The following is a 22,886-nucleotide window of genomic DNA, read 5'->3' on the forward strand; positions in this document are numbered from 1 at the left end:
CACCATATCGAAAACAATTGACAAAATTCTACAAATAATATCATTTTAAAATGTTTACGTTCTATATTAGGCGTTACCATATTGTTAAGCACAGATAATCATTCAGATAGCTCCGCCTGTATACATCGTCATTCAATAAATAAATGTGTAAGTATATCTGTCTGATTTAGTCCTTCAACGCCATTTCCATCTTAGTTTTGTCCTCTTATGCAATCAACCGATACACAAGCTTTCAAGCTCACCCAATACAGCCATGGCGCGGGCTGCGGCTGTAAGATTTCGCCCAAAATCCTGGATCAGATTCTGCATTCCAATCAAACGTCTGTTCAGCCATTCTATAAAAACCTACTGGTCGGCAACGATTCCCGCGACGATGCCGCCGTACTTGATCTGGGCAATGGCGAAGCGATTATTAGTACGACCGACTTTTTTATGCCTATTGTCGATGATGCATTCGACTTTGGTCGGATTGCATCGGCAAATGCCATCAGTGATATCTACGCGATGGGGGGCGAACCAATAATGGCGATTGCTATTTTGGGCTGGCCACTGGATAAACTCCCTCCCGAAGTTGCGGGTCTTGTCCTCGAGGGCTCTCGGGCCATTTGTCTCGAAGCGGGGATACCCCTGGCGGGTGGCCATAGCATAGACTCCCCCGAGCCAATTTTCGGGCTGGCCGTAACGGGTAAGGTTCGAATCGACCACCTCAAACAAAACAATACGGCTACTGAAGGTTGCCAGTTATACCTGACCAAACCACTTGGCGTCGGAATTCTGACAACGGCTCAGAAGAAAGGGATTTTAAAACCCGAACATGCCAACACAGCGCCTAGTCAAATGGCGCAACTGAATCGTTTTGGAGCCGTTTTAGGCAAACTGCCTTACGTGAAGGCATTAACCGACGTAACAGGCTTTGGTCTGCTAGGGCACCTGACAGAAATGGCCGAAGGATCAGGGTTAAGCGCAGTTGTTGAGTTCGATGCGGTACCTAAACTGCCTATGGTTGAGGAGTATTTGGCCCAGAAAAGCTTTCCGGGCGGTACCGTCCGCAACTGGGACAGTTATGGGCATAAAATCAGCGAATTAACCGAAACGCAACGGTATATTCTGGCTGATCCACAAACATCTGGTGGTCTGCTCATTGCCGTTGAGCCCAATAGTGCCGAAGAATTTGAACGAGTAGCCTTCGAAAACGGGTTTACCCTACAATCGTTCGGTGCATTAGTCGAACAGCGGGAAAAAGTGGTGTATGTAAATTAATCGGAGAAAAGGGAGGAGAGAAAGGAAAGGGACTAAAAGGAACCAGCACCTATCCTTTCGCCCCCCTCCCTTTTCTCCCCCTCCTCCATTCTATGAAATTATTCTTCCGTCAAACCGGCGAGACCGGTCCGGCCATCGTTATTCTGCACGGCCTGTTTGGTTCTTCCGACAACTGGTTAACCATCAGCAAAACTATTGCCGCACAAGGCTACCGGGTGTTTCTCCTCGATCAGCGTAATCATGGTCAGTCGCCCCGTGCTAATGATCAGGATTACCAGGCTATGGCAGCTGATCTGCGTGAGTTTCTCATTGATCAAAACCTGGATACGCCTAACCTGGTTGGCCATTCGATGGGGGGAAAAACGGTAATGCAATATGCCATGCTCTATCCTGGCACATTTGCAAAACTCGTTGTGGTCGATATTGCCCCTAAGTTTTACCCAATTCATCATGCCGAAATTTTACGCGGTTTAAAAGCAATTGATTTAGCTGGTATCAAAGGGCGCACTGATGCAGATGCCATTTTACAGCAATATGAGCCAATAGTACCAGTACGGCAGTTTTTGCTTAAAAACCTGTACCGTAACGAGCAGGGGGGATTTGACTGGCGTATTAACATACCCGTCATCGAACGCGAACTGCATGGAATTGGTGAGGAACTGACCAACCCAAGTGTTGTGACTGATCCAACCTTATTTATTAGGGGGAGCGAGTCGCCTTATATTGTAGATGAAGATATTCCGGCCATCAAACGTATTTTCCCAAATTCCCAAATCGAAACCATTCAGGGTGCAGGCCACTGGGTACAAGCCGAAAAACCAGTTGAGTTTGTGGAGACATTAATGGCTTTTTTAAACGCAAAGGGCGCTAAGTAAGCGCAAAGAGCGCTAAGCTTTTCCTTGCGTACCTTGCGCTTACCTTAGCGCCCTTTGCGTTTAAAACATATTATGCCAACCCTCTACCTAATCCCTACTTTACTTGCCGACGATACCGCTGGTCAGGTGTTGCCTGCTCATATACAAGGGATCATTGAAAAAACCGACGTGTATTTTGTCGAAAACGTCCGCACGGCCCGACGATTCATTAGCGGGTTGAAAACGGAACGTATTATTGACGAAACCACGTTTTTTGACCTCGATAAAGACACCCCCCCTGCCGACACTCGCCGACAGATTCAGGAGTTAACGGAACGCAGACGGAATGCAGGTGTATTGTCGGAAGCGGGTTGCCCAGGTGTAGCCGATCCCGGGGCTGTAGTTGTTGGTATGGCACACGCGTTGGGTTGGCGAGTAGATCCACTTGTGGGTCCATCGTCTATTTTACTTGCCCTAATGGGATCAGGCATGAGCGGTCAGTCGTTTGTGTTTCATGGATACCTCCCCATTGACCGGCAAGACCGCGCTCGTACGGTACGGCACCTTGAAAAAGAAGCGCAACTGCGGCAACAGACCCAGATTTTCATGGAAACCCCTTACCGAAATGATGCACTATTTGCGGATGTACTGGCCAATTGTCAGCCAAACACACGCTTGTGCGTAGCCAGTAACCTCACTGCACCTGATGCCTTCATTCGTACACTAACTATCCGGGAATGGAAATCGCAGGTCCCCGATTTACGTAAAAAACCAACAGTGTTTCTACTTTTGTAGGAAATTAGTTGGTAAGTCGATAAGTCAGTAAGTGGCTGACGCCTAAGTAATCTATATGCGTCAGCCACTTACTGACTTATCGACTTACCAAACTTACCAACTAGTTCATGATTCAAGCTTTCGAGTTTTCTCCGTTTCACGAAAATACATACGTCATTTCCGACGATGCGACTGGCGAGGCTGTTGTCATTGACCCCGGCTGCTACGAACAGGTTGAAAAAGAAGCGCTGGCACGATTCATAACGGATCATAAACTCAATCTTAAGTACCTACTCCTCACGCACTCTCATCTCGATCACGTCTTTGGTGTTGCTTATATAAAGCGCAAATTCGGGGTTAAAGCCTACCTCAACGAGCTGGATATGGTCATCTATAACGATGTCCCAACGCGTTGCGCCCTCTTTGGCCTACGTGGCTACGAACCTTCCGAAATCGATGCCTTTCTCAAGGAAGGTGACCAGTTTCGATTCGGCAATACCGTTTTAGATGTCATCTTTGTACCAGGACATGCGCCGGGGCATGTAGCCTTTGTAAACCATGCAGAACGGTACGTGATTGGAGGTGATGTGTTATTTAGGGGAAGTGTTGGCCGAACGGACTTTCCGCATTGTAACCATGCCGACCTCATAAACAGTATTCGAACCCAGTTTTTTACACTGCCTGACGACTATGTAGTATATACCGGTCATATGGAACCAACCACCATTGGCCACGAAAAGCGAACAAATCCGTTTGTTAAACAATTATAAATGATGAATTGTAAATCTCTACCAAGCAATTCATCATTTATAATTCATAATTAATTCATCATTTATAATTGAAATCTCTCTTCAAACACTTACCTAACGCTATGACCTGTGGCAATTTGCTGTGTGGTTGTATCGGATTGGTCATGACCTTACGTGGGCATCTGGAAACAGCTTCCTGGTTGATAATGCTTGCAGCTGTTCTCGATTTTGGGGATGGTTTCGTAGCCCGGTTAGTGAAAGTATCGGGGCCATTTGGGAAAGAACTGGATTCATTGGCCGATGTCGTAACCTTTGGTGTTTTACCGGCTGCAATCGTCTTTCAGCTTGGGTGGTTTCAGGGACTGGGCTCAATTTCGTACGGTGCTTTTCTGATTGCTATTCTGGCTGCTTTACGCCTGGCGAATTTTAACATCGATACCCGCCAGTCAGAATCTTTCCTTGGCTTACCCGTGCCCGCTAATACAATGCTGATTGCTGCGTTTCCGCTTATGGAACGCTATCAACCTCAGTTCGATGCCATCTGGAAAAACGATATTGGCCTGGGTATGATGATTGCCTTCTCGTTTATGATGGTGACAGAAATACCTCTCTTTGCGCTCAAATTCAAGTCGTTTGGCTGGGCTGATAATCAGATTAAATACAGTTTTCTGATCGCATCTATACTACTCCTGTTATTTTTGCAGTTTGCAGCCATCCCGCTGATTATTCTACTTTACATTATTCTTTCACTTTTTACCAAAGAGCGAAAGAGCAAAGAAGCGAAAAAGTGAAATCTATACACTCCCCAATTCGCTCTTCCACTCTTTCACTCCGCTCCGGCGTTCCGGTTCACTATTTACAATGAAATACATCGCTGAAATTAACATTATGACCCGTTCGGAAATTCTGGATCCACAGGGCAAAGCCGTTAAACTGGGACTTCATAATCTTCAGATGGACACCATCGACAATGTTCGTATTGGAAAGCATATCCGGCTCGAAGTGGATGCGGAAACCGAAGATCAGGCCCGGACAACTGTCGATGCAGCCTGCCGTCAATTGCTTGCGAATTTGATTATGGAAGAGTACTCATTCGATTTGCACACAGCCTAAAGACAACCGTTGTCTTTTTCCGGCATAAGTAGTACCCTTGGTTTATTCGAGAGAATTTTCACCATAAAAAGTACTATTTTTGCCCACTATTTTGCTAACTGCGAATGAATACAATTTATTCAAGTATTAAAGGGTTAGGTTTCTACGTTCCAGATACCATTGTTACGAACGATGACCTCACCCAGTATATGGACACCTCCGACGCCTGGATACAGGAACGGACGGGTATTAAACAACGTCGGTACTTTACCCACGGAAAAGATACGAATGCCAGTATGGCAACGGCAGCCTCCCGTATGGCGCTCGATCGGGCGAATCTGGTGGCCAAAGATGTTGACCTGATTGTTTATGCAACTATAACACCGGATTACTATTTCCCTGGGTCGGCCTTTCTGATGCAGCGCGAATTAGGGTTAGAAGGCATTGGAGTAATCGACATTCGGAACCAGTGCTCGGGCTTTGTATATGCGCTATCAATAGCCGACCAGTTCATTAAAACGGGAATGTATAAAACCATTCTGGTGGTCGGCTCGGAAATCCAGTCAACGTTTTTAGATAAAAGTAATGCGGGCCGGGGAGTTGCTGTCATTTTCGGTGATGGTGCCGGAGCGGCCGTTGTACAGGCCACGACAGACCCTGAGCACCGGGTTTTATCTACCCACCTTCACGCTGATGGGCGCTATGCCGAAGAACTATATGTTCGCGATCCGGGCAGCAGTCGGGAAGGGCGTTGGCTCACCGAAAGTACGCTAACCGATGGCAACTATAACGTGACGATGAATGGTAATACCGTTTTTAAACACGCTGTAGTGCGGTTCATGGAGGTAATAAACGAGAGTCTTGAGGCAAACGGCTATAAATCCGATGATCTTGCCCTATTAGTCCCGCATCAGGCAAATATCCGCATTTCGGACTATGTTCGTCAGCAGATGAATTTACCGGAAGAGAAAGTATTTAATAATATTCATCAGTACGGTAATACTACAGCGGCCTCTATTCCTATTGCCCTGACCGAAGCCTTTGAACAGGGGCGCATTAATCCCGGTGATTTAGTTTGCCTGGCGGCCTTCGGAAGCGGTTTTACCTGGGCATCTGCATTAATTAAATGGTAAAGTAGTTGTATTGGTGAAGTATGTGGAGTAAGTGCTAAAAGTAAAATCACAACCACACATACTTCACCAATACAACTACTCCACCATTTAACTAATACGTTCCTACCGACAGCATGACGAGTGTACAGGCTTCAATGGGTTGGATACCTTCAGCCTGAAGCTGTTTCTCAAATTCTGGATTTTCGGCACCTGGATTGAAAATTACCCGGCGGGGCTTCAGGCTTTTGATATAGTCGTATAAGTTGGGTTGGTTTTGTGGCCCAACATACATCGTGACGGTATCGATATCTTCGAGCACTGGCTGCCCTGTTCGAATCGGATTTCCCTCAATCTGGCCTTCCCGTAAGCCAACCAGTTCAATTTCGTGGCCGTGACGAAGCAAACTATAGGCGGCCAAATTTGCATAGCGACCCGCCTTTTCGGTGGCTCCAACAACCAAGGTTTTCTTTGTGTGTGCGTCCATCGTCTTATAGGCATGCACATTAGGCGTACAGTCCCATACATTCTTAACCAATCTACTATACAAGCGGTTTCGGGATGTAACGTATTCTGGATAAAAATTTATCAAAGATTAACGTTACTTCTGCGCAAAATCCGGTCATTATCAATAGCTTATGCTGGTAATATTCTACTTTACCGGTTCACCTGGGCAGTACAATCAATATATCAATAAACTGACAACTATTTTGCCATACGGTTGTTAAGCACTCATTAACTGAGTTTGGCCTGTTCAATTGTACTTCACAGCTAAACAAAAACATTAAAAATTACTTCGGTCATGGATGCCAAAGGGAACCAAAGCTTCTGGAATGAAAAGTGGACACCAATTGTGTTTGAAGGAATTGAGAATCCTCCCCGCTATGAGGTCTCAAATTATGGAAGGCTACGCAGTTTTCAATCTGCTCCTACTACGCCTGCTGGTAGTGTAGCTGGCAATGCCGCCGGAAAACCAATTAAAGGGTCTGTCATTCAGGGCTATCGGTCCCTTAACATTCGTTCAGGAGGGAAAACGTTTAATCGGTACGTCCACAAATTAGTAGCCGAACACTTCGTTAAACGCGATCAGCCTGAGCAGACCTTCGTTATTCACCTCGATCACGATAAGCAGAATAATTACTATCCAAATCTGCGCTGGGTAACGAAAGACGAAATGATTGAGCACAATCGGAATAACCCCAGCCTGAAAAACCGCCAACTACCTCGTCAAACCCGCAATTACAAGCTAACTGAAAGCAAAGTCAAAATCATTAAAAAGCTGTTGCTTAATGATAAAAACCGGCTAAAAATGATTGCAAAGCAGTTTGGCATTACGCATACGCAACTGAATCGTATCCGATCGGGCGAAAACTGGAAGCACGTTACCATTGAATAAGTTGATACCTGAAGTAGAGTCAGTAAGTTGCAGAGGCTGAATTGCTGCTTTCGCTGATTAGCCACTTACTGACTTCAATAATTAACCGATTCGCCAACTAATGGTCCAGGAACGCCCGCTAGTGGGAGTGATACAAAGAATGAAGTACCAACGCCTTCAACGGTTTCGAACCAGATAGTACCTCCTGCATGCTCAACCCCCCGTTTAGCAAGAGCCAGCCCTAGACCCGACCCACCCCGTTTTGTACTAAAATTTGGCAGGAAGACCTTGCTTTGAATGGCCTCCGGAATGCCAGCGCCATTGTCGTGAATTTCAATCTGAACAGCATCGCTGTTGGTATAGAGCTTCAGATCAATAACAGGCTTCCGATCGGGGGGAACCGACTGAATGGCATTGATAATCAGGTTGGTTAGCATGCTTCCCGTTAGCTGCCGATCACCCATCGCCATTACTGGCCCATCCGTTACCTGTCGCCGGAGTATAATCCGCTTGTCATCAGCATACAAGTCAGCTGTTTTATTGAACACCCCCGTCATTTCAAAAACTTCCTTCTTGGGCAAAGGCATTTTCGCAAATTCGGAGAACGAGGTTGCAATATCGCTCAGGTTATCAATCTGGTCCAGCAACGAATCAAACGTTCTCAAAATGATCCGACGGGCCGGATCATTGGCTCCTGCCGACGAATCTTTGGAATTTGGAAACGTCCGCTGCAAATGCTGCAACGTAAGTTTCATGGGTGTAAGCGGGTTCTTGATTTCGTGAGCTACTTGTTTAGCCATTTCGCGCCAGGCCGACTGCTTCTCGGTTTGGGCCAGTGCCAGCTTGCTCTCTTCCAGTTTGAGTAACATTCGGTTGTATTCCCGAATCAGCAGACCAATTTCGTCGTCAGATTGCCAGGGTAAGGGATCATTGGGAAGTTCTAAATTGGTTTTCCTGATTTTCTGCGTCAGTAACCGAAGGGGTTTCGTTAGCATGTGTGATGCGAAATAGGACAGGATCAGGAAGAATAAAAACAGCGCCGTAAATATGCTGAGCGAGGTAGCAATAACCTCAATAATTTTCCGATCGAGTTCAGGTTGCGCATAGAAATACGGAATGCTCAATACACCTAGCAATCGACCATCATACGATTTAATTCCGGCATAGGCTGTTCTATACTGCTTACTTCCCAATGACTCGTCGAGCAAAATCTGATTCTCTTTGTCCTCAATTATATGAATGTAGGCCTCTGGGTTAATTCGTTTGGAAAGATACCCGCTTTCATAGATGAGTGGACGCGTGGACGTATAGAGCTGACCTTTTGTATCGAACAGATTGATGTCAATGTCGGCGTCGCGGGCAATTTTACTCAACTCCTCCTCCATGGATGCTTTACTACGCTTTTTTGTGTCGAGGTGCTCATCTAAATACGCCAGGAAGTTCGTAGCAATATTTCGCGTGTTGCTGATGTATGTATTTTTCTGATTATCAACATAATTGGAACTTATGACCCCCAAGATGATAAGAATGACAAATATCAACGGCAGAAAAAAGGCCAGGTTCAGCAGAATTTGAATCCGGGTCGAGTAGTTAATATTAAACTTGGAGAAGCGGTAATTGATGGCATACCCTAAAATGACCAGGATAACCGTCATAACCAACAATAAATACAGAAAGGAGAAATTGGAAAAGATGTTTCTGAACGGATATTCCGGTGATGATACCACCACAATCCGCCCATCCTGCCCGCGCTGGGCAACGTGCTGAAATTGATTACTGGCAACTCCAGTCGAAAACAGCGCCGGATTATCGAGCATGGATAGCTCCAGTTTCCGATCATAATTATAACTGCCAGGGCCACTATAGAGCAGCCGATGTTGTGCCGTCCCAAATGATGAACGGCCTAATGCCGGACCGGAAAAGAACGCATAACTGTATTCTTGCGTGTCCGGGTTCTGCGTAAACTTAGTATCAACCAATAATTCAGGATAAACACTTTTGGGCCGTTCATTACGCAGCCGGAGATCCAGGACAACATACCCCAATGTATCAGACGAGGAGGTACTCAAGGGCCGGCTTACTGTTGACACAGTGCTAGGCTGGCGAATAGCTACAAAGCAAACGTATTGCTTAACAAATTGATTATCAACCTCATTTATAAAATATACGCCCGGATATTCTGTTTTATAGTTGGTCTTCCGGTACCGATTTGTTAAGGTTGTAAATGAAATGGGATTCGGGCTTATGTCGAGTGGGCGCCCATTTGCCCGGAATGAAAACACTTCAATATCATATTTATCAAAGTACTTATCTAAGTGAAGGCTTTTTACCCGTTGCTGAATACGCTCCCGCACCAATAAGGTATCTGTTTGTAAAGCACGCCCAATTTCAGCGTCTTTTTGAATGGACTCCTGCGCTTTACTCATTAAGAATTCCCCAAATACATCATTTTCGGCCAGGAGTTGTGTGGCAAACTCCTGTTCATGATTTAGCTGCTTCCTAATTTCCTGATTATAAACTACATAAGATGTCATTACAGCACAAATGAATGCTGCCAGGAATAGGTATATTGAGGTTTTGTACCGAAATGTATAAAGGGTTTTCGGCAATTGGCTAATGTAAATGAGCAGGAAGTAGACGCCATTCAGGAGAAATACAGGATCTAATGCCCCCCCCAGAACAAGCCAAATTCCCCCACCTAGCGCTGTTCCTGCCACAATAAGCAAGAGACCAATGCCAACATGATTAATCCGGTTGTATCGCAAAAAAAGGCTAGCCAATAAATGGATCACCAGGAAATAGATGCACGATATGGTAATAAAAACCACTAGGCATACAACTTTCAAAAACGAAAAGTGGATGTTAAGCGTGATGTCGAGTGTAAACTGAGACTTTTCGTAAATATTGTTGAGCTCAATGTAACAGAGCGAAAATACCATATAGCTGATCACAACACAGCTTACCGATAGCACCAGTTTGAGCCACTGAGGTCGGTGCAGCAAAAACATATAGGTTTTCGAACGGTAATAATACCTGACCCAGTAGAATGCCAGTATCGCAATCACTAATGCATTGAGCAGTAAGTCCCCCAGAGATGGTACCAGAACAGACGAGGCATAATACTTGGGATTAAACAGGTCCGTTTCGATGAATAAAAACGGTACACCCAAATAGAGCATCACGGCCCGCAATAGCAATAAGTAAACGGCCAGCCCAATAAACCCCAATTCATACTGATGCTGCTTCTTTAGACGAAACATCAATTGCATGACGTACATCCCCAGAAAAATCATAGCTAGCGAAGCCAGAATAACTGTATTAACTGGGGTAGAATGGTTCCGATAGGCATCTACCTTGGGAGGTTCCACCGAGAACAGAAAAGCGGATGTATTATCGTAAATTGCCTGGTAGGCGCGTTGTCGTTTATCAGTAATAGACTGAGGATCAAGCGCAAACAAATTTGGATTATAGCCCGACTGTAAATAGGCATTATTACTGTGATAATACCGATAGATGTTAACTAATGAAAAAACATCCAGCAACTCCGCTCCTACGGCCACACGTTTATGGCTAACTAAATAACGTCCCTGCTCAAAATCAATCAGTTTAGGTGTTGTCGTTGCAGAAGTTAACTGTGCAAATTCTGGAATAAACCGGTAGTCGGACCAATAGACTAATTGTTTATTTTGAAATACAAAATAAGGATATTGAGTTGGAAGCTTAAATAGATTGGTGAACGTTGGCTTGGGGTTCCGCTGTAATAAGCCAGCTACACTGTCTAAATCAGCATTACTGACCTGCATTTCTTCTTTTACCCGTTGCTGAACAGCACTCACATATTGCTCATCAGTAGCCCCTGGCGCGTTCTGTTCCAGCAAGAGAAAGCACAAGACCGACAAGCCTGCGGCTAATGCTGCTAATAGCAGGAAGATATGTTTTTCAATGCGCTTCACTAAATGGGCAGTATGGTCTTAGTCAAAAGCATTCCCTAAAATCATGCCAAGTTTTCAGATAATAGGCTCCAGTCGACAGGCATTGACAAATAGCAGTAATAAGTTTATCAAATGGCTCTTACCTAATGGCTATCAGCGGGCGATTTTTCGACAGTATAACCACCTGTTTCATAGCCAATTTCAGCCCCTAGCACATAAAGTAAATGTTTCCGGTCAATAATGACCTGCACCCCTTCAACGTTATACACTTCGTCGGTGGGACCAGGGAGGTCAAACCCCAATAACCAGGATGACCCACAACCGCCCCCTCGAACACCGACGCGTAATCCATATTCACCGGGAATTTTATTGGCTTGTAATGTGTCCAGAATCTGTTGACGCGCTTCGGGTCTAACACGAACGGGATTATCGATTATCAGCATAAATTACTATAAACCCTTTTTTCAAATTTACCCATTTTTGCGGAACAACGTTCCTTCTTTCTATGGACCTATTGAGTGACTTTCTAAAATTAATTGTACCGGCAGGGTTAGTTTTATACGGTATGTATCTGGCAGTAAAGCTATTACTGGAGCGTGAGGCCGATCATCATCGGTACAACATTCAGGCTCGTTATACCGAAACGGTTGTTCCAATTCGACTACAGGCTTACGAACGAATGGTTCTCTTTCTGGAACGTATTAGTCCCAACAATTTATTGTTGCGGCTGGGTGGTAGTTCCACAACGGTACTGGAGTTTCAGCAGCGTCTCCTTCAGGAAATTCGGGATGAATACAATCATAATGTGTCGCAGCAGGTTTACATGAGCCAAGCTGTCTGGGATCAGATTCAGGCTGCCATGAACGACGTAATGGTACTTATTAATCAGGCATCGGGAGATACCCGTCCCGACGCGCCCGCTCTCGATTTATCAAAGCGTATTTTCGAACGAATTATTCAGGGAGATAAACAGCCAACATCCGATGCCCTGCATGCCTTGAAGGCCGAAATTCAGGCGATGTTTATGTAAGCACGGGACAGGGTGCACGGAGCCGGGTTTACTACACTTGCACTCCCTGCACCGGGCTCCCTGTTTCAAAACACTCCTGCCGCTAGCATTAGGGACTTCTGTAAGGCTGCCTGGTTAATAGACAATGTAATTCCTTCGCTGGCTAACGTCTGAATAATTTCTTCGGTTGGCAGGTTACCCGTCAGATCGTCAGCGGCCATAGGGCATCCTCCAAAGCCTCGTAAGGCACCATCTATCCGCTGAATGCCTGCCCGTACAACGGCCCGCACTTTAGCATCGGCTTCACCTGGGCGAGCATGTAGGTGCGCTCCAAATTCAACCTTCGGAAAGGCCTGGATCAACTCTCGAAAAAGCACTTCAATAGCTTCGGGTGTTGATGATCCAACGGTATCAGACGGAGCAATGATTGTAATACCCTGTTGTACTAACTGCTCTGTAAATTCAACCACCAATTCGGGGCTATATGGATCGCCATAAGGGTTACCAAAGCCCATCGACAGATACACAACCAATTGTTTTCCTGTACTCAGGCACAATTTCTGAATGCTGGCAACTTCAACCAAAGCCTGCGCAATTGACTTATTCGTGTTCCGTTGCTGAAACGTTTCTGAAATAGACAAGGGGAATCCTACATACTGAATCTGCGGATACAAAACAGCCTGTTCAGCACCGCGCAGATTAGCAACAATGGCCAGAAGTTTCGTTTTAGTCTTTGATAGAGTAAGACCAGCCAATACCTCAGCGGTATCTCGCAACTGCGGAATGGCTTTAGGCGATACAAAACTCCCAAAATCCAGCGTATCGAACCCAACCTGAAGCAAGGTATTCAAATACTGGATCTTGAGGTCGGTTGGCACAAAATGATCCAGACCCTGCATCGCGTCACGGGGACACTCAATGAGTTTCATCGACGAATTGGTTGACGAGCCCATATTGCCAGCACGACCATGACAGCGGCAACCAAAGCCAGTCCTCCAGCTTCTCGAGCCATTTCGATATTCATACTGCGCATGCCCACTTCGCTGAATAAAAATCCTTCAAACTTTGGGGGCCATTGGTAAATAGCGGCTATAACATAAACAGCCGCTAATACCACAAAAAACCACCACTGCCCCACCCTTGCATAAGCCATAAAACAAGCGGCAGCGGCCAGTCCATAAATTGGAATCCATACCTCAGGGTCAGGATCATTGTACTGAACGACCGCGAACAGAATGAAAAGCAGGCCAAAAATGATACAAAGGGTTTTACGCATTCTATTTCTTAGTTAATCGGTGGTGTACGTGAAATAAGTGAAGTAAGTATTGGAGCAGAAGCCTCCCTCCTATTTCACGTATGCCACTTATTTCACAAAATACTTTAGTTACAATACTCGGCTACAGCATTAGAAGCGTCGGCATAGCCCAGGGTTTGTGCTTGTTTCAGGTTCAGACACCCACTCTCACGAGCATTTTGCAGTAATTGAGCAATGCCTAAGCCATAAAATGCTTTCCCAAACTTAGAATCCGCTTTAACTGCCTGCTGAAAATCGGCAATGGCGCCCGCAAGTTCTTTCTGCTGAAATCGCAGATTCCCTCGATTGTATAAAGCCAGTGCGTTTGTAGAATCTAATGTAATTGCCTGCGAAAAATCGGTTAATGCGGGCTGAATTTGTCCCTGTGATGCAAATAATTGTCCCCGGTTCAGGTATAATTCGGCGCTGATGCTTCGGCTGGTGTCGGGAGCTAATCGAATGGCATCCGAATAATCTTTTAAAGCACCCGTTAAATCGTTTTGGGCCACTTTAAGCAATCCCCGGTTATAATAAGGGCGATAGAAACCAGGTTCCAGTTTGATAGCCTGGTCATAATCGAGGGCGGCATTGGCATATTCTTTCAATTCAAAATAAGCCACTCCCCGTGAATTGAACGCTTCCGAATTGGCGTCATTGGCTTCTATTGCCTGATTTAACACCTGTACCGCTTCCCGAAACTTGCCTTCTTTCAAATAAACCCGTCCCTGCTCAACATGCTTATCAGATGAATTACAGGCGGTTAAAATGAATAATGTAGAGTGAATAATGTAGAGTGTTAATCGCTTCATTGATTGACTGAGCGAATGAGTGAATGGGAGAATGAGTGACTAGCTGTCATGTGCTTTTATTCACTCATTCACTTATTCACTCATTCACAATTAATTTTAATTTAGACAAAGGTACGTGCGAAATTTGGTCGTTTGGCTAACAATTGCTTAACTTTGCATCGGCAAATCGGTGCTACCAGCTCCTGCTGAATCCCCCAGGTCTTGACCGAAGCAAGGGTAGGTGGTCGTAGCGGTGAGACATTGGTTTGCCATTTTTTATTTCCGCCCAGTGCGGTTACGCTGTTTAGCGGGTTCTGCGTTTAGCTGTATCAAACCGCTAAATTCCCTAAACCCAAGATGAATCTGCTTAGCCAACTCACTACCTCGTTTCAGAATTCATTTCATACCGACCCGCTGCTCATTTGCTCTCCCGGTCGTGTAAACCTCATTGGCGAACATACTGACTACAACGAAGGGTTTGTACTTCCGGCTGCTATAGACAAGGCAATTTATTTAGCCGTTGGCCCCCGCTCCGACAATGAGCTCCATTTTGTAGCACATGACCTGAACAAGACATATCAGGGCTCACTCAGCAACCTAATTCCAACAAACTCCTGGGCAGACTATCTGCTTGGAGTGGCCTCCCAGTTCCGGCTGGCCGGTCATGAATTTAGTGGATTTAACTGCGTTTTCGGGGGTACAATTCCCATGGGGTCCGGCCTTTCATCGTCGGCAGCCCTCGAAAATGGAGTTGGTTTTGCAATCAATGAACTATTCGGCTTAGGACTTGATCGGATTGCACTGGTCAAACTTTCACAACGAGCCGAAAACGAATTTGTTGGTGCCAAAGTGGGCATTATGGATATGTTTGCCAGCATGATGGGCAAAGCCGACCATGTGATCAAACTCGACTGCCGATCGCTCGAATACACCTATGCTCCCTTGCAAATGGACGGCATTAGTATTGTCCTCTGCGACTCACGGGTGAAACATTCCCTGGTGGCCTCTGAATACAACACACGCCGGTCTGAATGCGAGGCTGGCGTCCGGTTTCTCCAGAAATTTTATCCAGAAATCAAGAGTTTGCGCGACGTAACCATGCCGATGCTGGACAAACACCTTCGCGATGCAGACCCCTTACTGTACCGGCGTTGTGCGTATGTAGTGCAGGAAAACCAGCGCTTACTGGATGGCGTTGCAGCCCTGGAAGCAAACGATGTGGCAACGTTTGGCCAATTGATGTACGGCTCCCACGAGGGATTAAGTAAATGGTATGAAGTTAGTTGCCCGGAGTTAGATATATTGGTCGACATTGCTCGCAAGCAAGAAGGTGTACTGGGAGCTCGGATGATGGGCGGAGGATTTGGTGGCTGTACCATCAATCTGGTGCGCGAAGAAGCCCTCAACGCATTTACTGACCTGATTATAAAACAATACAAAGCCCAAACGGGGAAAGATACGTACCTTCACGTCTGCAAAATCCAGAACGGAACGAGTATAGTTAGTAAGGCAGCAGGTGTAAATAAGTAAATGACGTGAAAAGCAGCTTATAGACCTACTGACCACAAACAATTAATTAACTCTATTTTACCATGAAATTTTTCATTGACACAGCCAATCTGGCTGACATTCGGGAGGCCCAGGAAATGGGAATCCTAGACGGCGTTACAACCAATCCTTCCCTGATGGCCAAAGAAGGTATTACGGGAAAAGATAACGTAATGCGGCATTACAAGCAGATTTGCGAAATCGTACAGGGCGATGTCAGCGCAGAAGTCATCTCGACTACCTACGATGAGATGATTAAGGAAGGCGAAGAACTGGCTGATATCGACGAGAACATCGTGGTAAAAGTGCCAATGAGTGGCGATAGCATCAAAGCCATTAAATATTTCTCCGAAAAAGGCATCCGTACAAACTGCACACTGGTATTCTCAGCTGGTCAAGCGCTGTTGGCTGCCAAAGCGGGTGCTACCTACGTATCGCCATTCGTAGGTCGGTTAGACGATATCTCGACCGACGGTATGGCCCTGATCGAACAAATTGTGAATATCTATACCAACTACGGCTATACAACCGAAGTATTGGCCGCATCGGTGCGTCACCCAATGCACGTTATTCAATGCGCCGAAATCGGTGCTGATGTTATGACGGCTCCTTTGGGCGTTATTAAAATGTTGCTCAATCACCCATTAACAGACAGTGGCCTCGCCAAATTCCTGGCTGATCACGCGAAAGTTGAGAAAAAGTAAGATACGGTATTCGGTTTATGGTTTACGGTAGGCTGGCGCGTCATAATTTCTTGCGCCAGCCTACCATAAACCATAAACCGTAAACTTTATACGATAACCCAATTTATGTTTTCCACAGAATCCGTCCTTACACTCGACCACGCCGATATCTATCAGGACAAGAAGTTGGTCTTAGGCGATGTATCGTTTCAGATTAATAAGGGCGATTTTGCCTATCTTATTGGTCGAACCGGGAGTGGAAAGACATCATTACTTAAGACCCTATATGCCGATTTGTGGCTCCAGAATGGGAAAGGTCTTGTTGCAGGTTATTCTCTTGAAGCACTCAAACCCCGCGATGTCCCTCAACTTCGCCGAAAAATTGGCATCGTTTTCCAGGACTTTCAGTTGTTTTCCGACCGTTCTGTTGAAGACAATCTAAAGTTTGTACTTAAAGCAACTGGCTGGTCGAGTAAGACCGACATGAACAACCGCATTGCCGATGTGCTCATGCAGGTTGGTCTGGGTACGGCCCAAAAAAAAATGCCTCACCAACTCTCAGGCGGTGAACAGCAACGTGTGGTGATTGCCCGTGCCATGCTCAATGAGCCACTCATTCTTATCGCCGATGAACCAACGGGTAACCTCGACCCGTCTGTAGCCGATCAGATCATGAAAGTCTTTCAGGCCATTAACAATGCCGGAACAGCTGTGCTTATGGCTACGCATAACTACGATTTGTTAAATAAATACCCCGCCCGTGTGCTCCGTTGTCAGGATGGGCAAGTAGTGGAACTAGGCGGATAATTCTAGTTGAAAGAATAAGTAAGTAGGCAGATTTTAACTCTTTAGATCGTTAGATTCTATTGAGTGTAGGGTACTGATTATCCATGCAGTAGAGTCCATTGGCTCCAATCTTGCACTAGTACCCTCTATGAATCTAGACCGTCGTCATTTCCTGGGCTCACTCACCGCGCTGGCCGGTAGCTCATTATTCACTATACACCAGCAAGCTCAGGCAGCTTCACTTGTCAAATCATTTCCAATTGCCTGCAATTCCTATACCTGGCTAACTTTCTACGGAAGACAGGGTAAGACCTGGATGGCTGACCCAGATGTATCGTTTCGCGAACTGGTACAGTCAGGCCTGACGGCCTATGAACCAGCCGTGAACTCGGCCGAAGAAGTCACTAAACTCCTACCGCTATTAACGAACTATAAGCTGGCGATGCCTTCATTGTACGTTAACAGCACACTTCATCAAGCCGCTGAGGCCCAAAAATCCATCGATACCGTTCTGGCTATTGCCAATGCTGCCCGACCTGCCGGTACAACCCTTTTTGTTACGAATCCCAGTCCGATTAAGTGGGGCAGCAATGATGATAAAACCGACGCTGAGTTGACGGAGCAAGCTCGAAATCTTGATCGGCTGGGCGCTGAATTACGTAAACGCGGCATCACTCTGGCTTACCATACCCATGCTCCTGAACACCGGCAAGCCGCCCGGGAGTTTCACCATATGCTGCTGGCAACTGATCCCAAACATGTATCGCTTTGTTTAGATGCACACTGGGTTTATCGTGGGTCCGGAAACTCACAAGTAGCCTTGTTCGACGTCGTGAAACTCTACGGCAAGCGGATTGTTGAGATCCATATCCGTCAATCGCGGGAAGGCATTTGGCAGGAAACCTTCGGCGATGGGGACATTGATTACCGACGTCTTGCCGCCGAGTTAAAAACGCTGGGCGTTCGGCCTTTACTAGTTCTGGAACAGTGTTTGGAAAAAGGCTCTCCCAATACAATGGGTCCTGTAGAAGCTACTAAACAGGATATAGTCTATGCTAAAAACGTTTTTGCCGACTTAGTAGGATAATGAAACAAACAGCTCAATTGACGGTTATTCATCAGTAGCCTGCACAACGCAGGTTGCAATGAATTACCAAGTCAATTAAACTCACGTTATCGTTATGCAACCCAATATAGGCCTTGAAAAAGATGTCTTAAAACAGGACAACACCCTCCTAAACGACTTCCTGTCAGATCTTCACGTACTTTATATTAAAACCCGAAAATACCATTGGAATGTCGCCGGACCGAATTTCATGGAGTACCATAAATTCTTTGAAAGTCAGTACAAGGCTATAGAGGCCGAAATTGACGAAGTGGCCGAACGCATCCGACAGTTAGGGGGTACCCCTCTGGCTACAATGGCTGAGTTTATTCATAATACCAGCCTGAAAGAAGATTCAGGAAAGCCCAAAGACACGGCTGATATGTTCAGGAATCTCTTATCAGATCATGAGCAAATCGTTCGCGAACTCCGTGAAGATGTTGAAAAGTGTGACGAAGAACTGAAGGACGCCGGTACCGCCGATTTTCTGACGGGACTTATGGAGGCTCATGAAGCAATGGCCTGGATGCTGAGAAAGTATCTATCTTAGGAATAATAGTGAAAAAAGAAGAGTGAAGAGTCTAGAATAATGAGAGTTAGGAATTTTCCCTATATTCATCATTCTACATTCTTCACTCTTCTTTTTTATCGTGCCTAAATCTCTTTCTATCCGCTCTGGCCTCGGCAGTGTCTTGTTTTGGTCAGTTATTTCAGCCGCCTTTATTGGTCCCGGCTCAGTCACCGCATGTGCTATAGCTGGCTCGAAATACGGGATACAACTGCTCTGGGTACTCACGTTCGCTACGCTGGGTACGGTATGGTTGCAGGAAGCAGCAGCTCGCATTACGATTGCTACGGGCAAAGATTTAGGCCAGGTTATTACACAAACGTACACAGGCACACGAGGACGTTGGGTTGGCTGGACCTTATTTCTAGCTATTTTCCTGGGGTGTGCAGCTTATCAGGCAGGTAACATACTGGGAGCGGTAGCTGGTCTTGCCTTACTTACTGGCCTCCCTGTTCCAGCCCTGACGATTGGGATTGGTTTTGTCTGTATTGCTCTTTTGTGGATTGGGTCGACTCAGAACTTAGCTAATTTTCTGGGCCTGATTGTGTTTGCCATGGGTGGCGCTTTTGTTTATGTAGCATTTGGCACACCCGTTACGCCAATTGCACTAACGAAGTCTCTCCTAACGCCAAGTTTTCCAGATGGATCATTATTACTCATCAATAGTCTGATAGGCACAACTATTGTACCCTACAATCTATTTTTCGGATCAAGTATTGTATCAGGACAATCGCTTAGCGAAATGAAGCTGGGAATTTGGGTAGCAGTAGTCATCGGAGGTATTATTTCAGTGGTATTACTACTGGCTGGTCTACTCATTCCCGGCGATTTCTCCTATCCCCACATGGCGCAGGTATTAACGGATAGCCTTGGAACATGGGCTGGCTCTTTATTTGCCTTTGGATTATTTGCCGCTGGCTTTGCCTCTTCTTTAACAGCTCCACTGGCTGCAGCTGTAACGGCACAAAGTTTGCTAGGGGTGCCAAAAAATTCCACTACCTATCGTGCTATCTGGCTTGTAGTCATGCTAACCGGGCTCACCTTTGGGTTGCTGAACGTAACCCCTATCCCAGTCATTGTTGCGGTACAGGCAATCAATGGCATCCTTCTTCCTTTTGTTACCATTTTTCTATTTGCCGCTGTTAATAATCGAACGTTGTTGGGTGCATACCGTAACTCGTTAGCCCAAAATGTGGCAATGGGGTCTATAGTCCTTGTTACAGCGATATTGGGGCTGTGGAACGTTTGGCTAGCGTTTCAATAAGCAATGGGCTCGCAACCTGGAGTTTACCACATTGCGAGCCCATTACTCTAAATTGACAGGTGATTACTCGATTAGTTCTTTTTGCTCAGTTTACGATTTTGCTGTTCCAGGCGCTCAATTCGCTTTTGCTGGTCAATTAGATGCAGGGTCAATTCTTCGTTTTTCTTCACTAATGTAGCCAGGAGTGTTGTCAGGTCAACGCCTTGTTTTACCATTTCGGTTGCACTAGGCATATCGGGCAAATGCTTATTTTGTTGAACATATTGCTCTACTTCAGCTAACGGTTGCAGTTTATACGTGGGAGCAAATACATAATCGGCCCATTGGCGTTCCGACTTGGGTTGTACCTGCATGGCTAGAGCCGATAACCGCCCCCCTAATGTAACGTCGCCTTTTTCATTGACTGTCAAGAACTTACTGGCAGTTGCATCATTTGCAAGGGAATTAGCCGTCATATTTGTCAAACGCAGACCGCTGCTCCCATCCGTACCAGCAGTGAGCTCAAGTCGATTTTGAGGAGCCGACGTACCGATGCCAACATTGACATTATTACCTAACACCAACGCATTACTGCTCAGGACGCGGGCATTAGCGCCTATAGCCGTTGCATTCGATAATCCTACGCCAATACCTACTGCATTAGCCCCTAACAGGGTATTATCCTGCCCATCCATACCATCGAAACCAGCATTAGGGCCAATAATGAGATTACGGTTTCCACCTTTATTGCGTTGGCCGGCATTATAGCCAATAAATACATTGTCGTCACCATCGGTATTCAGTTTACCGGCTTCATACCCGATAAACGTATTATGGCTACCGATTGTGTTCGGGAAACCAGCTTTATAGCCAAAATACGTATTATAGGAGCCCGTTGTATTTCCCTGCCCAGCCTGGCTACCCATAAACGTATTATACGTTCCACCAATCACAGCACTTGTACTCTGGCCAATGAACAGGTTACTGGTACCATTAGGCGATTGAAAACTCACGACCTGATTATCTGGTGTAATGATCTGACTTTGAGCAAATGTCTCCGCTCCTAAACTAGTGGTCAGTAAGAGTAAGGTAAATGTAACGTGTTTCATAAGTAAAACTGGCTATGGAAATAATGACTAAATACAGCAAATTTCGTTCCGATTTATTTCGCCCAACATATTTATAATTAACTGAAAAACAGACGAAAATAGCAACTGCAATTCATTTGTAATGTATCGGCAAGATACTAACGCCAATAACCCCTAACTCCATTTGCGAAGATTTATACTCTAATCAGTACCAAGCGCTAACTTCTATGGCTGTTGGTCTTCTTTTTCTCTTTCAAACCCATCCAGACTCAGGGAACTAGATTTATTATCGCGAGTAATCAATGACAAATTAACTAACTGTTTTCATCAATTCAATTTATAGTACAACATCTTCTTTTTTGATTTCAAATCAATAATTAGCAGTTTACCATTCTCAATATTTATACTGATCTTCTTAACCGCCTGTGCCCACCCGTAGTTCTCCACTTGCACGCTAACTGGATGCTCACCAGGTGACAACACACTGTAAGGAAACGCATGAGTTAGCTGGCGCTATCAGCTTTCCTACCAATACCTTGACCAACCAGCCGATTGCTATACAGAAACAGCACGATAATCAGGTAATAGAACAGGCAGTTCATTCTGTAAGTAGCTACTCATAGGCCCTTAATTAAGCAGTCCAGTTTGTTACTTTTAATTCATTGATAGCCAATAGCCTATCAGCATTTTATTAAATGGTAGCTGTTCCAGCGAACTTTGAGAAAAACTAATTTCAATAGTAAAACAGCATCACTTGATTATGTAACTTTACCGCAATTAAATCGAATTATCTGCTCCAAACCTTATAGAGTATGCGGCTTTTTCCCATTCCTACCTATGCCCTTTGCGCCTGTCTTTTGGCTGGTGCATTGAGTAGTTGCGCCCCAACTCTTACGGCTACCTATCAGCTTGAACCCGTTTCGGGTGATATCGCTACCATTGACGGGCGCCCGGTTACGAAAGCGGAGCAAAATGGTGTGGGTGTAGTTGCTTCGTTCGAGCGCGAAGATCTAGAGTTTGTTACGCTAGACGTTGAAATAAAAAATAGGACAGATCACCCAATCGAGGTAAATCCGGCAGATTTTCATTTTGTGGCTCTAGGTGCTGCACAGGATACACTCCAGGATTCGATGAACCCATCAACGGTACTTACCCGCTCAGCCGCTGACCCATCCTATGAAGTCAGCCGTATGGCTTTTAAGCGGAAAGAGGAAGAAAAGCGACTAAAACGGGCAAAAGTCTTTAATACAATTCTCATGGTAGCAACTATTGCATCGGATGTTTCCTCATCGAGCAATAGCCGTTCATACCGGGAATACGCGAGCAATCGAGTAGTTCATGGTCTTGCTTATCAGGGCCTTGCTGTGAAACGGGCTGTTGATTATAGGACCTTTGCCAATCGGATGCAACGGTATGACTATGAAGAATACCGCTGGCGGGAATTAGCGTTAAAAGCCAACACGCTGGCTTCTGGTGAATCGGTACGTGGATTTGTGTATTTGCCCAAAGTTCAGCTAGCGAAGTATCTGGCTATTAATTACACAATACCTGAGCAGACCAGCGTACCACTTCTGTTCAAGCAGGATTTAGTTCAACAAAACAATACCCGGAAACGGCGGTAATGGTGAT

23 protein-coding genes are annotated in these 22,886 nt (G+C 45.6%); 16 read left to right on the forward strand and 7 right to left on the reverse strand.

The genetic code is table 11. The annotated features are described in order from the left end of the window. The first annotated feature begins 207 nt into the window (after positions 1-207). The 7 genes from selD to ACYVGO_RS22525 all read left to right on the forward strand — a co-directional run bounded on the left by selD (position 208) and on the right by ACYVGO_RS22525 (position 5,862). On the forward strand, positions 208-1,260 hold the full coding sequence (gene selD, locus ACYVGO_RS22495; RefSeq protein ID WP_460971204.1) for a selenide, water dikinase SelD: 1,053 nt from the start codon (positions 208-210) through the stop codon (positions 1,258-1,260). A gap of 92 nt (positions 1,261-1,352) precedes the next feature. After that, on the forward strand, positions 1,353-2,135 hold the full coding sequence (locus ACYVGO_RS22500) for an alpha/beta fold hydrolase (RefSeq protein ID WP_460971205.1): 783 nt from the start codon (positions 1,353-1,355) through the stop codon (positions 2,133-2,135). Between the two features lie 72 nt (positions 2,136-2,207). Continuing rightward, positions 2,208-2,909 carry an SAM-dependent methyltransferase gene (locus ACYVGO_RS22505; RefSeq protein ID WP_460971206.1) on the forward strand — a complete coding sequence of 234 codons (702 nt, stop codon included), beginning with the start codon at positions 2,208-2,210 and terminating at the stop codon, positions 2,907-2,909. 107 nt (positions 2,910-3,016) lie between these two features. Continuing rightward, positions 3,017-3,658, forward strand: a complete 642-nt coding sequence (locus ACYVGO_RS22510) for an MBL fold metallo-hydrolase (RefSeq protein WP_460971207.1) — start codon at positions 3,017-3,019, stop codon at positions 3,656-3,658. Between the two features lie 101 nt (positions 3,659-3,759). Next, a complete protein-coding gene (gene pssA, locus ACYVGO_RS22515; protein WP_460971208.1) occupies positions 3,760-4,428 on the forward strand; it encodes a CDP-diacylglycerol--serine O-phosphatidyltransferase in 669 nt (222 codons plus the stop codon). 70 nt (positions 4,429-4,498) lie between these two features. Beyond that, positions 4,499-4,750, forward strand: coding sequence for a phosphoribosylformylglycinamidine synthase subunit PurS (gene purS / locus ACYVGO_RS22520; protein ID WP_142771863.1), 252 nt, complete (start codon positions 4,499-4,501; stop codon positions 4,748-4,750). Positions 4,751-4,854: 104 nt separating this feature from the next. After that, on the forward strand, positions 4,855-5,862 hold the full coding sequence (locus ACYVGO_RS22525; protein WP_142771862.1) for a 3-oxoacyl-ACP synthase III family protein: 1,008 nt from the start codon (positions 4,855-4,857) through the stop codon (positions 5,860-5,862). A 91-nt stretch (positions 5,863-5,953) separates the two neighbouring features. Here ACYVGO_RS22525 and ACYVGO_RS22530 read toward each other — a convergent pair whose 3' ends face one another. Continuing rightward, positions 5,954-6,325 carry a CoA-binding protein gene (locus tag ACYVGO_RS22530; RefSeq protein WP_460971209.1) on the reverse strand — a complete coding sequence of 124 codons (372 nt, stop codon included), beginning with the start codon at positions 6,323-6,325 and terminating at the stop codon, positions 5,954-5,956. Positions 6,326-6,640: 315 nt separating this feature from the next. Here ACYVGO_RS22530 and ACYVGO_RS22535 point away from each other — a divergent pair, with 315 nt between their 5' ends. Beyond that, the gene (locus tag ACYVGO_RS22535) at positions 6,641-7,234 is read left to right on the forward strand and encodes an HNH endonuclease (protein ID WP_142771860.1); all 594 of its coding nucleotides are present in this window, start codon (positions 6,641-6,643) and stop codon (positions 7,232-7,234) included. Positions 7,235-7,308: 74 nt separating this feature from the next. On the opposite strand, the gene ACYVGO_RS22540 is transcribed toward ACYVGO_RS22535, so the two are convergent. After that, a complete protein-coding gene (locus ACYVGO_RS22540; protein WP_142771859.1) occupies positions 7,309-11,166 on the reverse strand; it encodes a sensor histidine kinase in 3,858 nt (1,285 codons plus the stop codon). A 122-nt stretch (positions 11,167-11,288) separates the two neighbouring features. After that, a complete protein-coding gene (locus ACYVGO_RS22545; protein ID WP_142771858.1) occupies positions 11,289-11,588 on the reverse strand; it encodes an iron-sulfur cluster assembly accessory protein in 300 nt (99 codons plus the stop codon). Between the two features lie 62 nt (positions 11,589-11,650). Here ACYVGO_RS22545 and ACYVGO_RS22550 point away from each other — a divergent pair, with 62 nt between their 5' ends. Then, on the forward strand, positions 11,651-12,175 hold the full coding sequence (locus ACYVGO_RS22550) for a DUF7935 family protein (RefSeq protein WP_142771857.1): 525 nt from the start codon (positions 11,651-11,653) through the stop codon (positions 12,173-12,175). A gap of 65 nt (positions 12,176-12,240) precedes the next feature. Here ACYVGO_RS22550 and ACYVGO_RS22555 read toward each other — a convergent pair whose 3' ends face one another. From ACYVGO_RS22555 to ACYVGO_RS22565, 3 genes are all read right to left on the reverse strand, one after another. Continuing rightward, on the reverse strand, positions 12,241-13,083 hold the full coding sequence (locus ACYVGO_RS22555; RefSeq protein ID WP_460971210.1) for a hydroxymethylglutaryl-CoA lyase: 843 nt from the start codon (positions 13,081-13,083) through the stop codon (positions 12,241-12,243). Next, positions 13,080-13,430, reverse strand: a complete 351-nt coding sequence (locus ACYVGO_RS22560) for a transmembrane 220 family protein (RefSeq protein ID WP_142771855.1) — start codon at positions 13,428-13,430, stop codon at positions 13,080-13,082. Before ACYVGO_RS22560 ends, ACYVGO_RS22555 begins: the two co-directional genes overlap by 4 nt. Positions 13,431-13,534: 104 nt before the next feature. Then, the gene (locus tag ACYVGO_RS22565) at positions 13,535-14,257 is read right to left on the reverse strand and encodes a tetratricopeptide repeat protein (RefSeq protein WP_142771854.1); all 723 of its coding nucleotides are present in this window, start codon (positions 14,255-14,257) and stop codon (positions 13,535-13,537) included. Positions 14,258-14,593: 336 nt separating this feature from the next. Here ACYVGO_RS22565 and galK point away from each other — a divergent pair, with 336 nt between their 5' ends. From galK to ACYVGO_RS22595, 6 genes are all read left to right on the forward strand, one after another. After that, positions 14,594-15,766, forward strand: a complete 1,173-nt coding sequence (galK, locus tag ACYVGO_RS22570) for a galactokinase (RefSeq protein ID WP_460971211.1) — start codon at positions 14,594-14,596, stop codon at positions 15,764-15,766. 62 nt (positions 15,767-15,828) lie between these two features. Next, positions 15,829-16,488: a fructose-6-phosphate aldolase gene (gene fsa, locus ACYVGO_RS22575; RefSeq protein ID WP_142771852.1), complete on the forward strand. Its 660-nt coding sequence runs from the start codon at positions 15,829-15,831 to the stop codon at positions 16,486-16,488. Positions 16,489-16,593: 105 nt separating this feature from the next. Beyond that, positions 16,594-17,274, forward strand: a complete 681-nt coding sequence (locus tag ACYVGO_RS22580) for a cell division ATP-binding protein FtsE (protein ID WP_142771851.1) — start codon at positions 16,594-16,596, stop codon at positions 17,272-17,274. A 127-nt stretch (positions 17,275-17,401) separates the two neighbouring features. Then, on the forward strand, positions 17,402-18,340 hold the full coding sequence (locus ACYVGO_RS22585; RefSeq protein ID WP_460971212.1) for a sugar phosphate isomerase/epimerase family protein: 939 nt from the start codon (positions 17,402-17,404) through the stop codon (positions 18,338-18,340). 94 nt (positions 18,341-18,434) lie between these two features. Next, a complete protein-coding gene (locus ACYVGO_RS22590; protein WP_142771849.1) occupies positions 18,435-18,908 on the forward strand; it encodes a Dps family protein in 474 nt (157 codons plus the stop codon). A 100-nt stretch (positions 18,909-19,008) separates the two neighbouring features. Further along, positions 19,009-20,190: an Nramp family divalent metal transporter gene (locus ACYVGO_RS22595; RefSeq protein WP_460971213.1), complete on the forward strand. Its 1,182-nt coding sequence runs from the start codon at positions 19,009-19,011 to the stop codon at positions 20,188-20,190. A 71-nt stretch (positions 20,191-20,261) separates the two neighbouring features. Here ACYVGO_RS22595 and ACYVGO_RS22600 read toward each other — a convergent pair whose 3' ends face one another. Continuing rightward, a complete protein-coding gene (locus tag ACYVGO_RS22600) occupies positions 20,262-21,278 on the reverse strand; it encodes a hypothetical protein (protein WP_460971214.1) in 1,017 nt (338 codons plus the stop codon). A 791-nt stretch (positions 21,279-22,069) separates the two neighbouring features. Here ACYVGO_RS22600 and ACYVGO_RS22605 point away from each other — a divergent pair. Next, positions 22,070-22,879, forward strand: coding sequence for a hypothetical protein (locus ACYVGO_RS22605; protein ID WP_460971215.1), 810 nt, complete (start codon positions 22,070-22,072; stop codon positions 22,877-22,879). Positions 22,880-22,886: the final 7 nt, after the last annotated feature.

The organism is Spirosoma migulaei, assembly GCF_054776855.1.